This window comes from Streptococcus moroccensis, from assembly GCF_030812835.1.
Taxonomy (GTDB): domain Bacteria; phylum Bacillota; class Bacilli; order Lactobacillales; family Streptococcaceae; genus Streptococcus; species Streptococcus moroccensis.
This window is the reverse complement of sequence record NZ_JAUSTM010000024.1, coordinates 1-22,765: the sequence shown is the minus strand read 5'-3', so window position 1 is coordinate 22,765 and position 22,765 is coordinate 1. Positions and strand designations below refer to the sequence as shown.

Genomic DNA, 22,765 nt, shown 5'->3' with positions numbered 1-22,765 from the left:
TAAGTGAAATTATATCAGAAATCATTCTAAAAGTAAATAAATCGAGTGATAAATTTTCTGAATGTTTAGCCATTCTTAACCTTCTGTTTGAAAATCAAAAAATCTCTAGACGAGCTAGAGATTTTTAAGATTATTTGACGTGGTCAGCAAGAGCTTTTTCAGCTTCTGCATTTGACGCCGCCTTATCTTCTTGCCATTGTTCGTAGGCTTTGTCGTAATCAGCTGTTTTAACCAACTCATCTTGAACTTTCAAGTACTTGAATGAAGCTCCATCTTTAACACCAACTGTTGCATAAGATGCAGAGAATGGTACAGTGTAACGAACAGATGGACGAGCACCATTAGAGATGTAAGGGATAACAACTGACTCATCTACCAACCAAGCTTGTGCTTTGGCGTATGCTGTGTAGCGTGCTGCAGGATCTTGTTCTTTAGAAGCTGTTGCTAACAATTCTGAATAAGTATCAAAACCGACTTTCTTAGCAATCTCGCTATCTGTTCCACCATCAATACCGATAGTGTATGTCATTGTTCCTTCTTTAGATGTATCAAAGATATCTAGGTAAGTTGATGGATCTTGGAAGTCAGGACCCCAACCAGAAGCCAATGAAATATCGTAGTCTACTTGAGATGCATTTGTTGCGTAGTAAGTCGCAGCATAGTAAGCATCTTCGTCCATCAACTGAATATCAATTTGAACGTTGTCGCTACCAAGAGCATCTTCGATAGATTTCTTAACAGATTGCGCTTGTTGCACGCGCATTTCAACCGCTTGGTTTACAGGGATATCAATACGGATTGGGAATGTTGCACCTTCAGCTTCAAGCGCTTCTTTGGCTTTGTCGAATTGGGCTTTTGCTTTTTCAGGGTTATACAAACCATCTTGAGCGTCGTCTAACTCAACATTTTCCCATTGAGAACCGTAAGAAACAATTTCTTTTTCAACAAGATCAGCAAAGTCTTCTTCACCAACTGTTACAAAGTCAGCAGGAACAACCATGTTACGAAGGGCTTTAGTTGCACCATCTTCACCGTTTTGGTGAGCGTTGTAAGTGGTCTTATCAAAGGCAAAGGCAATCGCTTGACGGAAGTCTTTGTTTTGAAGAGCTAAGAGGGTTGATTGTTTTTCTTCATCAGTTGTCTTAGACGTGTGGTCGTACTTAGAACGACCCATGTTCAACATCGCGTAGTATGTTGAAGACCCTTGTGGTCCGTATACAATATTGTCTCCGTATTTTTCTTTAACGCTTGCGTAGCTTGAAGAGTTAGGGTAAACTGTCGCAACAGTGTAAGCTCCGTCTTCCAAGCCTTGGATAAGACTTTCTGGGTCAGATCCATCGTTATAGGTTAATTTGATGCTCTCAATTGATACCTTGTCAGCATCCCAGTAGTTAGGGTTCTTGGTAAATTCAATAGCTGATTTAGCAGTGATTGCTGAAAGGGTGTAAGCTCCGTTATAAAGGATAGATGTTGAGTCTGTTGGTGTTCCAAACGCATCACCTTGGCTTGTCAAGAATTCTTCATTAACTGGGAAGAGAATACCCATTGTTGTTTTAGAATTCCAGAATGGCTCAGGACGTGTCAATGTGTACTCAACTGTGTAATCATCTACAGCTTTAACACCAACTGTATCAAAATCATCAGATTCACCTTTAACATAAGCATCCAATCCTTCGATAGACTCTTGGATGATGTATAGAGCTGAAGATTGTTTGTCAGCTGCGTATTTAACACCTGTTACGAAGTCTTGTGCCGTTACATCTGCGTACTCTTCGCCATCAGCGGTATACCATTTAGCCCCTTCACGGAGTTTGTATGTATAGGTCAAGCCATCTTCAGATACAGTCCAATCTTCTGCAAGAGATGGTACAAGGTTACCGTACTCATCGTTTTCCAAAAGACCATCGACAAGGTTAGTCACGATGTCTGAAGTGGTTGTGTGGTTGTCTACAAGGTAATCCAATGTTTCTGGATCAGTACCATAAACATAAGAGTATGTCGTATTTGCTGAATCACCTGATGCAGATGATGAGGATGAAGATGAGGTCGATGAATTGTTACCACATGCAGCAAGTACACCAACCGACAAAATTGTAACCCCAGCTAGGGCAAGCCATTTTTTCGTTTTCATGTATAATCTCCTTTTTATTTAGAACTTCCTTAAAAAATTCTTAATATGTTAGCTATTATATCATCAAAAAAACACTTTGTAAACAATTTTCTGATTTTTTTTTATTTTATAAAATGTATTTTTAATCACATGTTATACATAATATGCACTCTTGACTAATCCGCTTCCTAAAATTTATTTTATGATATAATTGGAAAGAGGAGATATCTATGAAAAAAATTCATTTTTTACTTGTTTTCACCTTGCTGATCGCCTTGATTTATCAACCGAGTTTTGCCTATGCCAACGAAACAGCCGAATCCAGCGTCACCCAAGAACAGAGCGCTTCCGAATCAAGCACCGAAACGGTGGCAGAACCAGAGGCAGAAACGCCAGCTGAAGGATATTCAGTCGCAGCCAATCATGCCATGGTGATCGAAGCCAATACAGGAAAAATACTGTATGAAAAAAGTAGCCAAGACGTCACCGGCATTGCCTCTACAACTAAGCTACTAACAGCTTACCTTATCTATGAAGCTGTGGCTAATCAGAAAGCGAGCTGGGAGGATGTGGTCTCTGTCTCGAACTATGCCTATGAACTTTCCCTAAACCCAGCAGTAGCTAATGTGCCTCTGGACGCTCGGGCTTATACCCTCCAAGAACTCTTTACAGCAATGGTTGTCAACTCCTCCAACGGAGCTACTGTTGCTCTAGCTGAGCATGTAGCAGGTACAGAACCGCGCTTTGTCGATGCCATGGCTGCCAAGGTTAAGGAATGGGGGATCGAGGACGCTACTCTTGTAAACGCGACAGGACTTAGCAATCAGTACCTGGGCGATAACCGCTACCCTAACTCTGGAGAGACGGACGAAAACATGATGTCCGCCCGATCCTTAGCCATTATCGCTCAACGGTTACTCATGGATTATCCAGAAGTATCCGACTTAACGTCCTTGATTACTGCTCCTTTTTCCTATACCACTGTCTCTAACTGGAACTTGCTACTGCAAGGCTCTACCTACTCTAGGCCAAAAGTCGATGGGTTGATGACCGGTACTTCTGAAAAATCAGGGTCATCTCTTGTCGCTTCTGGCACGGAAAATTACATGCGGGTCGTCGCTGTTGTTCTAGGAGCACACAATGGTATCGAGGATCCTAATGCTCGATTTGTGGCAACATACAGTCTATTTGAGCATATTAAGGATACTTATTATTTTAAGACCTTGGTCAAAAAAGGCGAAGCCTACGAAAACAGTAACTCTAAGGTTTTAAACGGTAAGCTTTCGACAGTTTCAGCCGTCGCTGAAAAGGATTTCTTGGTGGTCCAGCAAATTGGCGCTGAAAACACCTCATTAGCCTACACTGAAACCGATAAACCTTTAGAAGCTCCTATTGCTGAAAACACTCCTGTTGGGACGTTAGTCTTTAAGGACGACGGCTACCTAGACCAACCCCCTCATGTTGAGATGGTCGCTAAAGAAACAGTTGACCGAGCTATCTTTTACAAGGTTTGGTGGAACAACTTTGTCACTTGGGTCAATGAAGAATTGTAGCCACCTAGATAATTACAACTATAAAAAGCACACCGAGTTGCTCACTTGAGCATTCCGTGTGCTTTTCAATTGGACTGTTTTAAAAGATGGGAAATGTTTTGGTTAGTTTACCTCATCTTAAAATATGGAACTTATCCCAACTCCTGCTTACGCCAATAATTCCGAGAGAGGCTATAAGACACCCCTGCAATGACGATTAACACGATAAGGCCAGTACCTGCCAGAATGAGATTGACTAGGATTGAAACAGATTGCAGCATAATGGCCGCAAAGACGATTAAGCCGATAAAAATAACAAAAGAAACGAGAACAACAATGGTTTTTGCAACATTTCCCATGCCACGATTGGCTAGCTGGGTGACATTTTGCCAATTTAATTCCAAAAGTCTGAAGTCCCTCACAAAATAGAAGGTCTCCATACTATAGGCCGTCAGCAACCAAGCTATCCAAGCCCCTAGAAAAAGATAAAAAGGCAACTGCAACCAGATGGTCAATACTAAAAGTACTATTGTGGGAAGTATTGCTTCGATCAAAAATGCAAACCAAAACTTGAAGCGCAAGTAACCCATCATATCAAAAGGCATCGTTTTGAAGAAGTTAAAGTTCTCTCGATCTAGAGAAATGATGATGCCAGATAGGCCTCCAGCAGACATGATAGCATAGGCCATACCAAAGAAAACAGCCATCGATAAATACCCAATATGATAATCTATGCTCATCAACAGGTCTCTTGCTCCAATAAGAGTAGGAACCATCATCATAATGACCAACATCGAAGTCATGATGACAAAGGTAAAGAGCATAGTCGGGTCAGCAATCAACCCCAGATGATAATGCCATAGTTGTTGCTTCCATGTTCGTTGCCCTTTTTGCTGTTTGACCTTTATGGGCGTTTTTCGTTGAGAGACGGCTGTACTCGTTGCCAAAGCTGCCTCATAAAAGTTCGGTAGAACTTGATTTTTAACCACCCATGCTAGACCAGCCAACACTAATAGCCAAACCAAGAGATGGAGACCAACTTTCATGGACAAGGGATTCTCTGCCAAACCATAAAAGAGCCATAGTGGGGCAAACCCAGGTCCAGACTCAACGATTTGCCCATCCATAAAGGACAATGATGTGTTTTGCAAGGTCAAAATGGCGATCACTGAACCAATGGTTGAAATAACCATAATGGCTCCAGATGCCAATTTCTTGTACTGACGAAAGACATTTGTTTTGGTTAAGAAATGGACCGCTACTATAGTTACTAAGGTCATGCCAGTAAACAACAAGATAAAGGATAGTAGCGCTAGAGGAATTCCCCACCAAAAAGCATTGCCAAACCGAAAATGAATGAGTACCAAGTAGAGCAACAAAGGCAACAAGAAGGTTAAACACGCAATCAGGACAACTGCCCCTTTTCCTAAGAAAACCTCTAGTTCCGTCACAGGTAGGCTTCGATAGGACTGTAGGTCCTTGCTTTCATAGAAAACATTATACATGCTCAAAAAGGCTTGAAGCATGGTCATCAAGATGAAAATTCCCAGAAACCGGGTAAACATCCCAGGTAGTTCTTCAAATGGAATTCCTAGACTATAAGATCCAAAAATGAAGAGATAGAGGACCCCTGCAAAAAGGTATTGCAGCAAAATTTTTCGTGTAACATTGATTTTCTTGCCGGGATTGTCCGCTTGTTTTTTGCGGTACTTATCCATTTGAGCTACCTGCATAGAATAAATCAGGTTGAGCTGAGCCAACTTTCGAACAACACTAAATCTCATGTGTCACCTCCTCAACAGGCGCTGCAGGAGCACTTTCTGCATCGCGACCTGCCATACCTAAGTAGATGGCTTCAAGTGGTTTATCAGGGTGCAAGGCTTTCAGCTGTGCTATGGTTCCAAAGTAAATCAATTCCCCTTTTTTCAAAATGGCAATACGATCACAGATTTGTTCAGCGACTTCTAACACATGCGTGGAGAAAATAACGGTATTGCCTTCATCGGCATGTTGACGCATCAAGCCTTTGAGGTCAAAAGCAGCCTGTGGATCTAGGCCTGTCATTGGCTCATCCAAGACCCAGATATCAGGATTAGGCAAGAGAGCACCGATAAGAAAGACTTTTTGGCGCATCCCGTGTGAGAAGGATTCAATCGTTTGGTAACGATTTTCAGTTAAATCAAAAAGATCCATAAAACGGTTGAGCTGTGTTTCTTTTTCTTCTAGGCTTAGGCCATAAGAACTGGCAATCAAATCCCAAAACTCATCAGCCGACATCCTCAAGAATAAGTCTGGCGAGTCTGCAACATATCCGATGCGTTTCTTGATATCTAAGCGGTTTTCTGACAATTCCAAGCCATCAACTGTAATCGTTCCTGAGGTCGGATTGATAACACTGACTAAGGATTTGATGGTCGTTGATTTCCCTGCACCATTATGCCCGATTAAACCAACAATCTCTCCAGAATCAATGGCTAAATGAAGCTGGTTCAGAGCTGTTTTATCCCCATAAACCTTTGTAACGCCGTGAAATTCAATCATACCAAGACCTCCATATACTCTTGCTGTTTTAGCGAGTATCTACTTTTTCTAGTTTTATTATAGTCTATCCTGAACCCTTTGTCAATATGTACTAGTTTAAAGGTACAGATGTTTTCTTTATAAAAAACTCACTTTTCAGCGAGTTTTCTCTATTTCCAACTTCCGTCGGAATATAATTGCAACCAATCGTATGCTAACGATTGGTTTGCTAATTGTATTATCCGACGGAACCCTCCATCTCATAGGCGATGAGGCGGTTGAGTTCTACGGCATATTCCATCGGCAGTTCTTTGGTGAAGGGTTCAACGAATCCCATGACGATCATCTCTGTCGCTTCACTTTCAGAAAGACCTCGGCTCATGAGGTAATAGAGCTGTTCTTCTGAGATTTTGGACACTTTGGCTTCGTGTTCCAAGGCCACTTGTGAGTTGTGAATCTCATTGAATGGGATGGTATCGGATTTTGAAATATCATCCATGATAATGGTATCACACTCAATATGGCTTACTGATTTTTTAGAATTGCGGTTAAATGTGACCTGTCCACGATAGTTTACAGCGCCACCGCCTTTAGCGATTGACTTAGAGACGATGGATGAACTGGTATGCGGTGCATTATGAATCATCTTAGCCCCTGTATCTTGGACTTGCCCTTTGTTAGCAAAGGCAATCGACAGCATAGTTCCACGCGCCCCAGGCCCATCGAGGTAGACAGACGGGTACTTCATCGTTGTGTGGGCCCCTAGGTTGCCATCGATCCACTCTACTGTTGCATCTTTCATGGCTTTGGCACGCTTAGTCACCAAGTTGTAGACATTATCTGACCAGTTTTGTATGGTTGTGTAACGCATATAGGCACTGTCGTGAGCAAAAATTTCGACAATGGCAGCGTGCAAACTTGCTGTCGAATAGGTCGGTGCCGTACAGCCTTCGACGTAGTGAACACTAGCTCCCTCATCAACGATGATGATGGTCCGCTCAAATTGGCCAGTGCCTTCATTGTTAATACGAAAATAGGTCTGCAAAGGGATGTCACATTTAACCCCTTTAGGAACATAGATAAAGGTTCCACCTGACCAAACAGCTGAATTAAGCGCTGCTAATTTATTATCCGTTGGAGGGACAAGTTTGGCAAAATACTGTTTGAAAAGGTCTGGGTATTCTTTTAAAGCCGTATCTGTATCGGTGAAGATGATGCCCAGTTTTTCAAACTCTTCCTTCATGTTATGGTAAACCACTTCGGATTCATACTGAGCTGAAGCTCCTGCTAAATAAGCTCGCTCCGCTTCTGGGATCCCAATCCGCTCAAAGGTTTCTTTAATCTTCTCTGGAACATCATCCCAAGAACGAGCTGGTTTCTCTGACGGTTTTTGATAGTAAATAATCTCATCAAAATCAATCTGAGATAGGTCAGCGCCCCATGTTTCCAGCTCCATTTTCTTAAAAGCCTCATAGGACTTGAGTCGAAACTCTAACATCCACTCAGGCTCACCTTTTACTGCGGATAACTCACGGATAACTTCCTCAGAAAGGCCTTTCCCCGTTGAGACAAGAGGCTCCACATCGTCATGGAAACCGTATTGGTATTCGCCGAGATCAATCGGCGTTGGTTCTACTCTTTCGTTTTCAGACATAAGTTTCCTTTCTCTTCATTCCTGTATTCAATCATCAATTTGTTCTAAGCCCTCTATTATTGAACATTTTGACGTTCAATGGCTTTTTTGAGCGCATTCCAAGCTAATGTCGCACATTTGACCCGTTGAGGGAACTTGGACACGCCAGCCATCAAACTCGCTTCTCCCAATTCTTCTTGCCCTTCTGGTTCCTGACCTTGGACCATTCTGGAAAAAAGCTCAGCCAAGTCTTGAACTTCTGAGAGGCTTTTCCCCAATACGGCATCAGTCATCATTGAGGCTGACGCTGTTGAAATGCTACAACCATGTCCATCAAAGGCAATATCTGCCACGCGATTTTCTTCTATTTTAACCGATAATTGCACCACATCGCCACAGGTTGGATTGTGCAGTTCAAGGACCTCTACTCCGTCAAGACTTCCTTTATGGTGAGGATTACGCGAATGCTCTGTTACAACCGCCATATAAAGGCTGTCTAGTTTAGAGAGTGCCATGGAAATACTCCTTTGTTTTGAGAACGGCATCGATGAGCTGATCACAATCTGCTTTGGTGTTATAGAGCCCAAAGCTAGCACGGACCGTTGAAGGGACACCGAGGTATTGAAGCAAGGGCTGGGCACAGTGATGTCCGGCCCTAACCGCGACTCCTTCATAATCAAGGGCTGTTGCCACATCATGAGGGTGGAGCCCATCTATGTTAAAGGCGATGACCCCAGCACGATCTTTAGCCGTCGCTGGCCCATATATAGTCACTCCATCAATAGCCGAAAGCTTTGGCAAGGTGTAAGCCATCAATTCTTGCTCATGGGCGGTCACTTGTTCTAGGCCGATAGCTGTTAGATAATCTATCGCTGCCCCAAGACCGATGGCACCAGCCATGTTTGGTGTGCCAGCTTCAAATTTCCAGGGCAATTCTTTCCAAGTGGCTTCTTGTTCACTGACAAAGTCAATCATCTCGCCCCCAAATTCAACAGGCACCATCTCTTCTAGGAGGTGTTGTTTGCCAAAAAGAACGCCGATGCCTGTCGGTCCATACATCTTGTGTCCAGAAAAAGCCATAAAATCAACGTCCAAATCCTGGACATCAACCGCCATATGAGGCACAGATTGGGCAGCATCAAGGACCATAAGTGCACCAGCTTGATGAGCCATAGCTGTTATTTCTTTGATCGGATTAATGGTTCCAAGAACATTTGACACATGAGCTAGGGCAACGACCTTAGTCTTCTCACTCATCTTGGCTGCTAGATCATACATGTCCAGTTGCCCGTCCTTGAGGTAGACATAGGTAAGCGTCGCACCAGTTGCCCGGCAAGCCTCCTGCCAAGGGATCAGGTTAGCATGGTGCTCCATGATCGAAATCAGGATCTCATCACCCGGCTTTAGAAAGGTTCTGGCATGCTGGGCCACCCAATTGAGCCCAGTCGTTGTCCCTCTGGTGAAAAGGATCTCCTTAGTCGAATTGGCATTGATAAAGGCTCTAGCCTTCTCTCTGGCCTCTTCATACCGTTTCGTTGCTCGTTCTGCTAGGGTATGAACACCACGATGGACATTAGCGTTATCCTTATGATAATAGTCTTGTATTGCCTCAAGAACAGCAAGTGATTTTTGCGTCGTCGCTCCATTATCCAAATACACCAGCGGTTCATCATTGACCAACTGGTCTAATATAGGAAAATCGCACCGATAGTTTTCTGGATTAAATGTCATCGCTTATCTCTTTAATAATTTTTCTTCTAACACTTGAATCATCTCATCACGTACTGCTTTAACTGGAATTTCAGTGATAACAGCACCTAGGAAACCGCGCACAACTAAGCGTTCTGCAGTCGCCTGATCAAGGCCACGACTCATCAAGTAATACATGTCTTCAGGGTCTACTTGCCCGATAGAGGCCGCATGCCCTGCTGTGACTTCATTTTCATCAATCAATAGAATCGGATTGGCATCTGAACGCGCCTTATCCGATAGCATCAAGACGCGGCTCTCTTGTTGAGCATCTGCTCCTTTGGCTCCGCGGATGATATGGCCAATCCCGTTAAACGTTAGGGTTCCACGTTCAAGGATTACTCCGTGTTGCAAGATATGACCGACGGAATGGCTACCGTAATTGGTCACTCGTGTATCAATTCCTTGGACTTGACGCCCTGAAGATACCGCGACCGCTTTAAGATTGGCATGGCTACCATTACCTACCAAGTCGCTATCAAAATCAGCCACGACATTGCCTTCATTCATCACACCTAAAGCCCAATCAATTTGCGCATCAGCCAGAAGATGGCCGCGGCGACTCATAAAGGTTGTGACTTGCTCACCGAGACGGTCAATGGCTGCAAATTTGACTTGGCTGCCTTCTTGGGCAATCACCTCAACTGCAATATTGGCTGAAACCTTGGTATCTGAAGGATTGATGGTTTCAAAGCGCTCCAAGTAGGTGAACTTACTGTTTTTCCCTGCAATAATCAAGACACGCTTGTTAAAGGGGGCAGCACTGCTTCCATCTTGGTAATAAAGGCCTTCAATCGGAACGTCAATTTCCAGATTGTCTGGCACGTAAAGGACTGCAGTTGCATTGAAATAAGCGTTATTGTAGGCAGCTAGTTTATTCTCGTCAAAGGGAATAGCTTTAGCAAAGTATTTCTCAATCAGCTCTGGAATCTCATCTAGAGCACTGTATAAATCTGTAAAAATGACGCCAGCTTCAACAAGCTCTGCTGGCAATTGTTCAAGAACGGTCTGACTCCCTACTTGGACCAGCTTAGGATTGTCACCCAAGGCTGTAAAGTCTGGTACATGGCCAATCGCTTCATTTTCAGCTAAGGTGCCATCGCCTAAATTCCAGCGGTGAAATTTCACACGCTCAATCACAGGAAGAGCCAGCTCGTCTATCTTGTTAAAGGCTGCTAATCGCAAAGCTGCCAACCAGGCAGGCTCAGCATGTGCAGCCGAAAAATGTTCAATGATTTCTCTCGTCATGATGCCTCCTCTAATAGAAATCTATGTGCCGTAGAAGGTAACTTATACTTCTTCTTCGTAGTGCAAGCCAAGTTCTTCAGCAATTTTGGCATAACCTTCTTTTTCAAGGCGGAGGGCCAATTCAGGACCACCAGAGAGCACCACACGGCCATCCATCATGATGTGCACTACATCAGGAGTGATGTAGTTAAGAAGGCGCTGGTAATGGGTGATAATCATGGCACCAAATCCTTCTCCTCGCATCGCATTAATTCCTTTAGAAACTACTTTGAGGGCATCGATATCAAGACCTGAGTCAATCTCATCAAGAAGAGCAAAGGTCGGCTCTAACATAAGCAATTGTAGAATTTCATTGCGTTTTTTCTCACCACCAGAAAACCCTTCATTAAGGTAGCGCTCAGCCATCTCTTCCTTCATGTTCAGAAGTTCCATCTTTTCATCCAGTTTCTTGATGAAATCCATAACTGAAATCTTGTCCTTGTCTTCCTTACCAGCATTCATTGCTGCTCTCAAAAACTCAGCATTGGTAATGCCTGGAATTTCAGATGGGTATTGCATGGCCAGAAACAGCCCCATGCGAGCTCGCTCATCCACTTCTAATTCCAGAACATTGACGCCATCAAAAAGAACTTCTCCTTCTGTAATTTCAAAATTAGGATTTCCCATAATCGCTGCCGATAGGGTAGACTTCCCGGTTCCATTAGGTCCCATCACCGCTGCGATTTCTCCTGTTTTAAGGGTCATATTAACACCCTTAAGAATTTCTTTTTCCTCAATGGAAACATGCAGGTTTTTTATTTCTAAAACTGACATCTCTTTTTCCTTTCTTTGTGAAAACGTTCATTCTTAGTATTATATCAAAAAAAGCCTGTTGAGGCTTTCCTTTTGTTTTCTACTTTTTAGATTTTTGCTTGTGTTTCTCTAATACTTCCCGACGATAGCCACTATTTCCAATGAAGCGCAAGAGATTGAGTATCGGGGTTCGATTTTCACCCAAAATGCCGGTCAATTCCGCTAAAAGCCATATTCCAAAAACCAAAGCAATGACAAGCAAGGTTCCTCCCAGTCTACTAGAGATGTTAAACAACAGGGAAATGCTTGAAAAAATAAAGGATATCGCGTAGATCATCAGCACGGTCCCTCGGTGAGTTAATCCCAAGGAAAGGAGCCGATGGTGCAAATGCATCTTATCAGGTTCATAGAATTTCTGCTTGGACAAGGTCCTCCGAATGATAGCCATAACCGTGTCGGTAATAGGAACTCCTAAGATAATCATCGGTGTCACCACGGCAACAGCAGTGGCATTTTTTAATCCCTGAAGGGAAAAAACAGCAATCAGAAAACCGATAAATAAGGCCCCAGTATCTCCCAAGTAGATGATAGCCGGATTATAATTATAGGGTAAGAATCCTAGAATAGCTGCCACTAGGATAAAAATCATCAAGGTCAAGAAAAGATTGCTATCAAACAAAAAGAAGTAAGAAACAATCCCCATGGTAATCAATGAGATAATGGATACCCCTGAAACCAAGCCGTCCAAACCATCCATCAGATTGACAGCATTCATGATTCCAACAATCCAGATAACCGTGACGACAAAGGTCACAATAGGAGAAAACTCAATAAACGGCCCCCCGAAGGGAATCTTGAACTTATCAAAGTGAAAGTCTGTAAAGGCATAAACAATAAAAGCTGCAATGGCTTGCCCTAACAACTTCCACTTGGCTGATAATTCTACTATATCATCAATGAGACCCGTGAGACCAACGATCCAACCGCTCAGGACAACTGGCCAAGCATAACTCAAAAAATCATGCCCACGAATGTCTCTTACTTTAACAATCATGGGCAGCAACACCAAGACAGCGATGGAAAAAGCTATGATAATAGCCAGCCCACCTGCACTAGGCATGGGAACCTTGTTAATCCGCCTAGCATTTGGATGGTCTACAGCCCCTATTTTAACCGCCAGCAATTTAACCATTGGCGTTAGAATGACCGTTATCAAAAAGGTTGCGATAAACACTAAGACATACTGAAGTGCAAACGGAATCATGCCAACTCTATCCTTTTCAGTTGATCAATAGCATCTACTTGAAGCATGAGATACCCATGCTCTTGTAAATAGGGCCTCGTCACCCCTGTGTCCTCAGCATGTTCTAAAATACGCGAATGAATAGCACTAGCGTAGCGCGGGGTCTCATTAAGAAAATCCAACAAGACTGTCATATAATAGGCGCCACTGTATTTATAAAGTTCAGAGGTATCCACCGGATAATCTACATTTTTTGAAAAAGTAATCGCCTCTGGGAGATCGCGAAAACGCAAGGTAAAATAGACGTAACGATTACTATCACTGCCATCTAACTCATCTTCGATTTCTTGTTCCAATTGATTTTCTAGTAATTCCAAGGCAGCAACTGCTTTCTCATCAGAAGAACTTTTGTCCTTGAGGGTCTTCTCCAAGGTTTTAAAAAATTCATCAGGGGATAAATGAGAGATATCATCGACATTGGCCATATCAGCTAAATCCTGAAAATCTAATTCCTGATCAATGTCTGACTTGGTCACAAAGATATCTAACTTATCAGGCTTTGGGGTTACTCTAAAGGACAGCATGCCCGAATGTAAAAAGTGTTCCGGCATTTCTAATTCATCTAGAATACTGTAAAAGAATTCCTCTGTTTTTTCCTGAGGCATCAGAAAATCAGACAATTCCATCCCACGTGCTTCTAAATCATCCAGTTGTATTGTGATTTTTAAGGTCGAATCACTAATTTGTTTGACTTCCATAAATCTACCTCTATCTATCTCAATTTTATCATTTTCATCAATCCTGTGAAACCCAAATTCCTCATAGAAAAGTGGACTTCAATATGTCCTAACATTATACCCAAAAATCTATCTTTTTTCAAAGAAAAGGCAGTCAAGCGACTACCTTAACGTTTATAACTAAAATGCTGTTCTGTTTAATCTTTTATGATAGAAAAGCTTTACCGTTTTTGAAAACTCATTTGGTTTAAACAGACACTTGCTCATTAGAGCAACCATTTAATCCCCGCATATACCAAGAGGAGCACCCCAAGAACAATACGATACTTCCCAAAAATGGTAAAGTCGTTTTTCTTCACATAACCTGTTAAGAAGCGGATGGCCACTAAAGACACTATAAAAGCGACAATCATAGCAACAGCCAGAACAACCCATTGATCAGCAGTTACTCCAACACCAAAACCTAGTAATTTTAAAACTTTCAATAAGCTGGCGCCAAACATAACCGGGATAGCCAAGTAAAAGGTAAACTCTGTCGCAACCGAGCGACTGGTTCCCATTAGCATTCCTCCGATGATGGTTGCCCCAGAGCGACTGGTCCCAGGAATGAGGGCTAATACCTGAAATAAACCAATTTGAAAGGCGGTTTTGTAGGACATCTTGGCAAGACTAGTCACGACAGGTTCTTGACGGCGATCGTTTTCCATCCAGATAAAAACGATCCCATAGACAATCAACATGGTTGCCACCACCGGTAAATTATAGAAATGGGCATCCAACCAATCGTCTAAAGGAAGTCCGATAACGATGGCTGGAATACAGGCAACAACAACCTTGGCCCAAAGTTGCCAAGTCAATCTTACTTGATTAGGCGTTTTCCCTCTTTTAAAGGGATTTAAGCGATCAAAATAGATGACCATAACCGCTAAAATCGCTCCCAGCTGTATCACAACATTGAACATTTCCATAAATTCAGGTGTTGCAGAGCGAAACTTAACCCATTCTTCAACTAAAATCAAATGGCCTGTTGAGGATACCGGTAACCATTCCGTAATCCCTTCAACAATACCATATAAAACAGCTTTTAAAATTTCTAAAAACACACTATTCTCCTCTTCATCGTCATTAACCCATTATAGCAAAAACAGAGCAAATACAAAAGGACTGGAAGGCTTTTCTTTTAAGCCAACATAAAAAGTCCAAGACAGAGTCTCAGACTTAAATTCCTAAAGATTAATTGTCATACTTCTCATGATTTTTATCGTAAAAATCGATCAACCCAAGAGCCGTAGCGAACGCGATGTTATCAATCTTTGCACGTCCCTGAGCAAGAGCAATAATTGACATTTCACGAGCATTGGTTTCTTTACTGATGCGGTAACCAGTCAATTTCTTCTCACGGACCCAGTTGATAACTGCTTCTACTTTTTCATAGTTAGTCATGTCTTATTCCTCCTTCTAATTAAACTTTTCAGATAGTCATTATAGCATACCCTGTTTGATTAATCAAACATTTTATATTTGAGGAAATTCTTCACAAACTACTTTACTTTTAAGGCTGACAATATCTGTGAACGGATGTCATCCATGGCATTAGGTGAATTCGGCAAGAAGAGGGTTTGATGTCCTTGCGTTGCAAATGTGTTTAAGGTATCAAGGTACTGGTTGGTCAACAGAATAGACATAATCTGTTCTTCCGTCAGACTAACATTAGAATCTTTTAGCTCTTGAATAGAATCCGCTAATCCATCTACAATAGCTTTACGCTGTTGAGCGATACCCACCCCGTGCAAACGGTCTTTTTCTGCCTCAGCTTCAGCAGCAGTGACAATCTTAATCTTGTCTGCATTGGCTAATTCTTGAGCAGCGACGCGTTTACGCTGTGCCGCATTAATCTCATTCATAGACTGCTTTACTTCAGCATCTGGCTCAACCTTCGTAATCAAGGTTTTAACGATAATGTAGCCGTAGGTGGACATTTCCTCAGCTACCTGCTTTTGCACTTCAAGGGCAATCTCATCTTTTTTCTCAAAGAGCTCATCCAAGGTCAATTTTGGAACGGATGACCGTAGGGCATCCTCAATATAGGACTTGATTTGAGCTTCTGGTCGCATCAATTTATAGTACGCATCTTTGACATTTGACTCATTGACCTGATACTGAGTTGCTACGTTTAGGGTTACAAAAACGTTATCCTGTGTCTTAGTTTCCACAACGATTTCACTTTGTAATACGCGCAATTGAATACGTGCAGCAATCCGATCAATCCCAAATGGCATCTTAAACTGGATACCTGCAGTTGCAGTGCGTTGGTACTTCCCAAACCGTTCAATGATCGCAACGGTCTGTTGTTTGACCACATAAATACTGGAAGCTAAGACAGCCACTATCAAAAAAATAATCACTAAGACTATAAATAATCTTAAAAAAGCGAACATGTATCTACCTCCTTATTAATGTTCTCTATCTGTATTATACCATTGGGACAATTCCTTGTCAAGAAGAACCCATTTATACAAGTAAGCTATAAAGGGTCTCATTGCCATGTAAGTTAATATAGCTCGGATCAAAGGCTGCCAACCGTTGCGTTAGAGCGGCATAATCCTCTTTATTTCCCAAGGAAACACCAATCAAGACTGGCCCAGTTCCGCGATTTGCCCGTTTGATATACTCAAAACGTGTGATGTCGTCATTAGGACCTAAAATATCATTCACAAATTCCCTCAAGGCTCCCGGACGTTGAGGAAAATTAACCACAAAGTAATGTTTAATCCCGTCATAGATGAGAGCCCGCTCCTCCATCTCAGGCATACGGTTGATATCATTGTTCCCACCTGAAATGACACAGCAAATCGTCTTGCCTTTAATGTCTTCTTTAAGCACTTCAAGTGCCGCAATCGATGCTGCCCCAGCAGGCTCTGCGACGATTCCTTGCTTTGAATACAGATCGATCACTGTTTCAGAAATTAATCCTTCGTGTACAGTAACGAGCTGGTCGACAAGCCGACGAGCTACTTGGTAGGTTTTTTGACCAACCTTTTGAACAGCGATCCCATCCGCAAACTTATCGATGGCTTCTAATTGAACCGGTTCTCCTGCTTCAAAGGCTGCAGCCATAGATGCAGCTCCACTAGACTCGACACCAATTAACTTGATATGCGGAGCCTTGAACTTGAGATAAGTAGCCATACCGGCCATCAGACCTCCTCCACCAATGGGAATCATTAACTGATCAAAAACGATGCCTTCACGTTCTGCTGTTTCCATAATTTCATAGGCAACTGTCCCCTGACCTGCTTGGACGTTAGGATCATCAAACGGATCGATAAACGTCATGGCATGCTCAGCAGTGTAGACCATCGCTGCCTTAGCAGACTCATCAAAGGTATCACCTACCAACTTAATCGTCACATAATCCCCACCAAAAAATTGAACTTGAGTGACCTTTTGTTGCGGTGTCGGCACTGGCATAAATATAGTTGCGGGTATTTTCATTTCGTTGCAGGTATAGGCAACTCCCTGAGCATGGTTGCCAGCCGAAGCACAGACAACTCCTCGTTCTTTTTCTTCTTTAGTTAACTGGCTGATGGCATAGTATGCTCCACGCAGTTTAAAAGACCTAACTTTTTGAGCGTTCTCCCGCTTGAGGTAAATCCTTGCACCATATTTTTCTGATAAATAGCGATCATAATCTAGTGGCGTATGTACCACCACATCTTTTAATACATGATAAGCACGGTTTACATCATTAACGTCAATCATTCTACCACTTCCTTTGAAAATAATGTCTATTATAGCAAAAAATTCAGAATTTTTCTTCATCTTTTGACTATTTCCAACAAATGCTCCCTTAGAAAACGTTTTAGAGCTTGCTCCTGTCTATACTGGAAATATCTAGCATTCACTTACCGTTTACTTCAGTCTTGTCGAGTTATCAGATATACCAAAACTCCCTTTATCGTTTCTCGTGATTGTTGTTTTTCACTAGTAAAATAAAGGGAGTATTTGATATTAGCAGTTTTGATGAGATTAGCCATTTTTTCAGAAACTAGGATAGGAAACTTACTTAACCCTTCCATGTTTTCCTTTTTTGATGGACCGGCTACCGAGGATTAACCAAAGCCCCGTAATCAACATTATAAGAGAGCCTATTCCAAGTAACCACCACTGATAGGCAATCCCCTGCCAGGTTTGTTTTAGGAAGGAGATCCTTTGAGGTTTTGGAGCTTGGTAAGCCCGGTAGGAAGCCATGGGGCGCTTTATCTTTTCTGAAACAAAGGAGACATCTCCCTCCAAACTAAGATAACCGTCTTCAAGAATAAAGGTAGGTGCTGTCTCTTTTTCCACAATGGCATAGAGGTCTTCTTCTAGCACTATCGTTTCTTCGTTAATGGTATGGACCCCTCTTGCCAGAACTCTCTCATAGCTGTATTGTTTAAATTGAGCATCGTGTAGGGCATTGCTGATGATGTTTCGTGCTTTTTCAGCGTCATCATCTGGCCAGTCACCGACACCCAATACAACTGAAATTAGGCGCATGCCATTTTGCTTTGCAGTGGAAACCAAGTTGTAGCCAGCACTATCACTGGACCCTGTTTTTAGACCATCGGTTCCTTTGTAGGCTGTCGCCCCCCTTCTAAGGAGAGGTGATGGGCTGTAAAGCTTTCTTCATAATCAGTCTCTTTTTTGATGGTCAACTCATATTGCCGCGTATGAGTTATCGCTTGGGGGTAATTCTTTAAGAGATGGTAACTGAGCAAGGCAAAATCTCTAGCAGTTCCCTGATTATCGCCATCTTTAGGCTGGTTTTTAGGCGCATAATCACCTAACAGTTCATTGCTTGACCCGGAAGCATTGTAAAACTGGGTCTGGGTCATGCCCAGCTCTTTAGCCTTAGCATTCATCAGATCAACAAAAGCACTCTCATCTTCAGCTATCGTATCAGCCATTAACATGGTGGCTGCGTTAGACGAAACAATCATCATCAGTTTTGCTAAGTCATCAAAGGTGTATTCTGCCCCCAACACCATTTTATTATTACTGAGAGCGTAGATTTGGGAAATATCCACATATTTTTGAGTGACCTTAAACGTCTCTTGTTCTGAAATCTCTCCGGCTTCCAAAGCTTCATAAGCCAGATAAAGGGTCATAATTTTGGTTAAACTTGCCACATGCCACACCTTATCCGCATCCTGTTCATAAAGAACCTGACCTGTGGCTGCATCAATGACAATGCTCCCGCCTTGAGGTTGATAGGAACCATCAAGATCCTCCCCCATGGCCTTAACTAAATCAATTTCTGATGTTTTTTCTGTAGCCAACACAGCTTGAAAATGCCCAACTAGGCTACTTATTAGTATTAGACTGACCACGAAAAATCCTTTTAAGCGCTTCATCCAGTCCCTCATTACATTCTCATTTTTTCTAAATTGTATCACAAGTTTCTTTTAAGGGTCAACTAATTGAAGAAGGAACCCCTTTTCCCATAACAGAACGTATCAGACTCCTGTCAAAAAATGATTATTACGGTTCTTAACCCAGTGAGCCGTCATGAATATTGTAAAAAAACAAAGACGACGAGCTTCTGTCATGTACAAGAGTAGCTGTTACTACTTCTTTTTCAGGGAACCCTGGCCATTCAAAAAAAGAAGACCGTAAGGTCTTCTGAAAACAAAGTCAGTAGCTAAACGCTATAAAGATGTCTCTTAGCAACACTCTTCATAGCCTTAGGCCCATCCATTAGTTGTAAATCTTAAAGTTATCATCATCGTTACGGCCAACAAATGGCATGGCTTTACGGAGTTCTGCACCAACTTTTTCAATTTCAAGATCGGCAGCTGCATCGCGATAAGCCTGCAATTTAGGACGTCCAGCCTTATAGTCATCAACGAAGTCATTGGCAAACTTACCAGATTGAATATCCCCAAGCACAGCCTTCATGTTTTCCTTAACTTGGTCGGTAATCACACGTGGTCCAGAAACATAGTCTCCATATTCAGCTGTATTGGAAATAGATTGGCGCATTTTCTTAAAGCCACCTTCATAAATCAAGTCCACAATCAATTTCATCTCATGAAGAACTTCAAAATATGCCAATTCTGGTGCATAGCCTGCTTCTGTTAAGACTTCAAATCCAGCTTCGATTAGAGCTGTCAAGCCTCCACAAAGGACAGCCTGTTCCCCAAAAAGATCTTCTTCTGTCTCCTCTTTGAAAGTCGTTTCCAAAAGACCAACACGGGCAGAACCAACTCCTTTGGCCCAATCCATAGCAATATGCTTGGCATTTCCTGTCGCATCTTGATATACCGCATAAAGCGCTGGTACACCAAAGCCTTCCTCGTAGGTCCGACGCACCAAGTGTCCTGGACCTTTAGGGGCAACCATAAAGACATCAACGTCAGCAGGGGCTTTGATGAATTCAAAGTGAATGTTAAAACCATGCGCAAAGCCAAGTGCATTACCTGCTTCTAAGTTTGGTTCAATCTCTTCTTTATAGGTGTCTGCTTGAATTTCATCCGGTGCCAAAATCATAATGACGTCTGCTAATTTTGTTGCCTCTGCAACTGAATAGGTTGCAAAGCCATCTTCTTTTGCTTTGTCAAAAGATTTACCCGCACGAACACCGATAATCACATCATTCCCAGAGTCACGAAGGTTTTGAGCATGAGCATGACCTTGTGATCCATAACCAATGACTGCAATCTTCTTGTCTTGAAGAGCTGCTACTTGAACGTCTTTTTCGTATTGCATTTCTACTGCCATAATAATCTCTTTTCTATTTTTATCTGTTGTCCAAAGGACTATGTTAGGAGAGTTCTAATCTCGGGTAAAGCCAGTAACACCTGTTCGAGCCACATTTTTGATGCCATAAGGTGTGATGACACGCAGGAGGGCTTCGATTTTCTCAGAATTTCCGGTCATCTGTATAGTGATTGACTTGGGCGCTACATCAACAACACTTGCTCTGAAAGGCTGGATAATCGCTAACACTTCGGCTCGTTTTGCCGGTGGAGCTGAAATCTTAACAAGAATAACCTCTCTCTCCAAATGAGGCAAGTCTGTGATGTCTCTGACTCTCACCACATCAACCTGACGGTTAAGCTGTTTGATGATTTGTTCTACATCATCTAAAGTGTCGACTTCTATAATGACAGTTACCCTGGAAATCAAGCGATCTTCCGTATGCCCTACCGAAATGGATTCAATATTGACCTGACGCCGTGAAAGGACACCTGTAAAGCGATTGAGAACCCCTGTTGAATTTCTAAGTTTTGCGGTTAGCATTCTACGCATGGAATTCCACCCCCAACATTTCATGATTGCTCTTGCCAGTCGGCACCATCGGATAGACACGTTCTCGATTTGAAATAGATACTTCAATCAACATGGGAACGTCCTCTAGAACGACCTTTAAATCCTCAGCTATTGTCGTTGGGTTTTCAAAGTGATGAGCTTTAACACCATAAGCCTGAGCAAGGAGTTGGAAATTCGGCTCCGCATCAAATGTGGACTGACTCCTTCTCTCATTATAGAAGGATTCTTGCCACTGGCGCACCATTCCCAGAGAATGATTGTTCAAGAGAACAATTTTAATGGGAACCCCATATCCATTAAGGATAGCCATCTCTTGATTAGTCATTTGGAAACCACCGTCTCCAACAAAGAGAATAACCTCTTTATCTGGATTAGCGAGCTTAGCACCAATAGCAGCCGGGATTCCAAATCCCATGGTTCCTAGGCCTCCAGAGGTAATTAATTGACGTTCGTTTTTGTATGGGTAATACTGCGCCACCCACATTTGATGTTGCCCAACATCAGTCACGACAATCGCATCACCATTGGTCAGCTCTCCAATACGCTCGATGACCTCTTGCGGTTTGACAAAGTGAGGATCTTTAGCATATGGCTTAACGCGCTCTTTGTTGTAAGTCACTGTTTTGACCCAATCACTAGTATCTGTAAGCACCGTTTCAAAGTTAAGTAACTGCTCTAAAGCTTCCTTAGCATCTCCCACAATAGGAATATCCGCCTTGATAATCTTAGAAATTTCTGCTGGATCGATATCCACATGAGCTACAAAAGCATCCTTAGCAAAGGTTGAGACCTTGCCTGTCAGGCGATCATCAAATCGAGAACCGAAATTAATGATGTAATCAGCCTCTGTCAAGGCCATGTTGGCAGCATAAGACCCATGCATGCCACCCATACCCAGACTCAAGGGGTGGTCATTAGGAATGAGTCCCAGTCCCAACAAAGTCGTCACTACTGGGATTTGGTACCGTTCAGCAAAGGCCACCAACTCCTTAGAGGCACCAGCATAATTGGCACCTCCCCCAGCTAAAATCAGCGGACGTTTGAAGTGAGCCAGTTGTTCCAAAAGTTTTTTCACTTGTAAGCCATTAGGAGTAATGGTCGGTTGGTAACTTGGTAAATGAAGGGTTGGATCGTTAATCTCATCGACTTCGATTTCTTGGATATCCTTAGGAAGATCAATAACCACAGGACCAGGCCGTCCCGTTGTTGCAATGTGAATGGCTTCCGTAATAATCCTTGGAATATCCTCTGTCTGCCTCACTTGGTAATTGTATTTGGTGATTGGCATCGTGACCCCGACAATATCCGCCTCTTGGAAGGCGTCTTTCCCAATACCAGGTGTTGCTACTTGACCTGTAAAGACTAAGAGCGGCACACTATCGCCCATAGCATCAGCAATCCCAGTGATAGCATTGGTTGCTCCTGGACCTGAGGTTACTAAGGCAACCCCGATTTTACCGGTTGATTTAGCGTAGCCCTCTGCCTCATGGAGTGACCCTTGTTCATGGCGCGATAAGATATGCCGGATGCCCTCAAACTGGTGGATAGCATCATAAAGAGGTAATACAGCTCCCCCAGGATAGCCAAAAATGATATCAATCCCTAATGATTTTAGCGTTTCTAAAACTAATTGCGATCCTTTTTTAGGGGTTTCAAGTTTAATTTTTTTCATGCATCCTCCGTTCTATCTATTTTCTAAAAATTCAAACGATTTCTTTATATCATACCATGTTTCTCATAAAAAGCAAAGAATTTCTTATTTAAAACTGGTATTTTTTCTGCTTTTTAATACAAACGAAAGTTCTAAAATGGAGTTAGCCACTTTCTAGTTGAGAAAAAAGTATACAAAAACACCTCAGAGAGATATAATGTAGTTCACCACAAACA

Annotated in this window: 20 protein-coding genes; 1 reads left to right on the top strand and 19 read right to left on the bottom strand. The window is 42.5% G+C overall.

Annotated elements, in window-relative coordinates; all coding sequences use genetic code 11:
• Positions 1–130: 130 nt before the first annotated feature.
• Complete coding sequence (locus J2S23_RS09595; protein WP_307122509.1) at positions 131–2,131, bottom strand: peptide ABC transporter substrate-binding protein; 2,001 nt, start codon at positions 2,129–2,131, stop codon at positions 131–133.
• Between the two features lie 209 nt (positions 2,132–2,340).
• Between J2S23_RS09595 and J2S23_RS09590 the strand changes: the two genes are divergently transcribed.
• Positions 2,341–3,663: a serine hydrolase gene (locus J2S23_RS09590; protein WP_307122508.1), complete on the top strand. Its 1,323-nt coding sequence runs from the start codon at positions 2,341–2,343 to the stop codon at positions 3,661–3,663.
• A gap of 131 nt (positions 3,664–3,794) precedes the next feature.
• Here the strand turns inward: J2S23_RS09590 and J2S23_RS09585 are convergent, their stop codons facing one another.
• The 18 genes from J2S23_RS09585 to J2S23_RS09500 all read right to left on the bottom strand — a co-directional run bounded on the left by J2S23_RS09585 (position 3,795) and on the right by J2S23_RS09500 (position 22,550).
• On the bottom strand, positions 3,795–5,426 hold the full coding sequence (locus tag J2S23_RS09585) for a hypothetical protein (protein ID WP_307122507.1): 1,632 nt from the start codon (positions 5,424–5,426) through the stop codon (positions 3,795–3,797).
• On the bottom strand, positions 5,416–6,183 hold the full coding sequence (locus J2S23_RS09580; RefSeq protein WP_307122506.1) for an ABC transporter ATP-binding protein: 768 nt from the start codon (positions 6,181–6,183) through the stop codon (positions 5,416–5,418). Before J2S23_RS09580 ends, J2S23_RS09585 begins: the two co-directional genes overlap by 11 nt.
• Before the next feature lie 217 nt (positions 6,184–6,400).
• Entirely contained in the window at positions 6,401–7,816 is a 1,416-nt protein-coding gene (sufB, locus tag J2S23_RS09575) for a Fe-S cluster assembly protein SufB (RefSeq protein ID WP_307122505.1), read from the bottom strand.
• Positions 7,817–7,872: 56 nt separating this feature from the next.
• Complete coding sequence (sufU, locus tag J2S23_RS09570) at positions 7,873–8,310, bottom strand: Fe-S cluster assembly sulfur transfer protein SufU (RefSeq protein WP_307122504.1); 438 nt, start codon at positions 8,308–8,310, stop codon at positions 7,873–7,875.
• The gene (locus J2S23_RS09565; protein WP_307122503.1) at positions 8,297–9,526 is read right to left on the bottom strand and encodes a cysteine desulfurase; all 1,230 of its coding nucleotides are present in this window, start codon (positions 9,524–9,526) and stop codon (positions 8,297–8,299) included. The genes sufU and J2S23_RS09565 overlap by 14 nt, the downstream gene beginning before the upstream one ends.
• A 3-nt stretch (positions 9,527–9,529) precedes the next feature.
• Positions 9,530–10,792, bottom strand: a complete 1,263-nt coding sequence (gene sufD, locus J2S23_RS09560; RefSeq protein WP_307122502.1) for a Fe-S cluster assembly protein SufD — start codon at positions 10,790–10,792, stop codon at positions 9,530–9,532.
• A gap of 42 nt (positions 10,793–10,834) precedes the next feature.
• Positions 10,835–11,605, bottom strand: coding sequence for a Fe-S cluster assembly ATPase SufC (sufC, locus tag J2S23_RS09555; RefSeq protein ID WP_307122501.1), 771 nt, complete (start codon positions 11,603–11,605; stop codon positions 10,835–10,837).
• 79 nt (positions 11,606–11,684) lie between these two features.
• Positions 11,685–12,848, bottom strand: a complete 1,164-nt coding sequence (locus tag J2S23_RS09550; protein WP_307122500.1) for a glycosyltransferase family 4 protein — start codon at positions 12,846–12,848, stop codon at positions 11,685–11,687.
• The gene (gene mecA, locus J2S23_RS09545) at positions 12,845–13,585 is read right to left on the bottom strand and encodes an adaptor protein MecA (RefSeq protein WP_307122499.1); all 741 of its coding nucleotides are present in this window, start codon (positions 13,583–13,585) and stop codon (positions 12,845–12,847) included. The genes J2S23_RS09550 and mecA overlap by 4 nt, the downstream gene beginning before the upstream one ends.
• A gap of 245 nt (positions 13,586–13,830) precedes the next feature.
• Entirely contained in the window at positions 13,831–14,667 is an 837-nt protein-coding gene (locus J2S23_RS09540) for an undecaprenyl-diphosphate phosphatase (protein WP_307122498.1), read from the bottom strand.
• A 130-nt stretch (positions 14,668–14,797) separates the two neighbouring features.
• A complete protein-coding gene (locus tag J2S23_RS09535) occupies positions 14,798–15,007 on the bottom strand; it encodes a capsule biosynthesis transcriptional regulator (RefSeq protein WP_307122497.1) in 210 nt (69 codons plus the stop codon).
• A 98-nt stretch (positions 15,008–15,105) separates the two neighbouring features.
• Entirely contained in the window at positions 15,106–16,002 is an 897-nt protein-coding gene (locus tag J2S23_RS09530) for an SPFH domain-containing protein (RefSeq protein WP_307122496.1), read from the bottom strand.
• 73 nt (positions 16,003–16,075) lie between these two features.
• Positions 16,076–17,326 carry a threonine ammonia-lyase IlvA gene (gene ilvA / locus J2S23_RS09525; RefSeq protein WP_307122495.1) on the bottom strand — a complete coding sequence of 417 codons (1,251 nt, stop codon included), beginning with the start codon at positions 17,324–17,326 and terminating at the stop codon, positions 16,076–16,078.
• Between the two features lie 300 nt (positions 17,327–17,626).
• Positions 17,627–18,103: a DUF1958 domain-containing protein gene (locus J2S23_RS09520; RefSeq protein WP_307122494.1), complete on the bottom strand. Its 477-nt coding sequence runs from the start codon at positions 18,101–18,103 to the stop codon at positions 17,627–17,629.
• Between the two features lie 59 nt (positions 18,104–18,162).
• Complete coding sequence (locus tag J2S23_RS09515; RefSeq protein ID WP_307122493.1) at positions 18,163–18,960, bottom strand: D-alanyl-D-alanine carboxypeptidase family protein; 798 nt, start codon at positions 18,958–18,960, stop codon at positions 18,163–18,165.
• 343 nt (positions 18,961–19,303) lie between these two features.
• Positions 19,304–20,326 carry a ketol-acid reductoisomerase gene (gene ilvC, locus J2S23_RS09510; protein ID WP_307122492.1) on the bottom strand — a complete coding sequence of 341 codons (1,023 nt, stop codon included), beginning with the start codon at positions 20,324–20,326 and terminating at the stop codon, positions 19,304–19,306.
• Positions 20,327–20,380: 54 nt separating this feature from the next.
• Complete coding sequence (ilvN, locus tag J2S23_RS09505; protein ID WP_307122491.1) at positions 20,381–20,857, bottom strand: acetolactate synthase small subunit; 477 nt, start codon at positions 20,855–20,857, stop codon at positions 20,381–20,383.
• On the bottom strand, positions 20,850–22,550 hold the full coding sequence (locus J2S23_RS09500; protein WP_307122490.1) for an acetolactate synthase large subunit: 1,701 nt from the start codon (positions 22,548–22,550) through the stop codon (positions 20,850–20,852). Before J2S23_RS09500 ends, ilvN begins: the two co-directional genes overlap by 8 nt.
• Between the last annotated feature and the right edge of the window lie 215 nt (positions 22,551–22,765).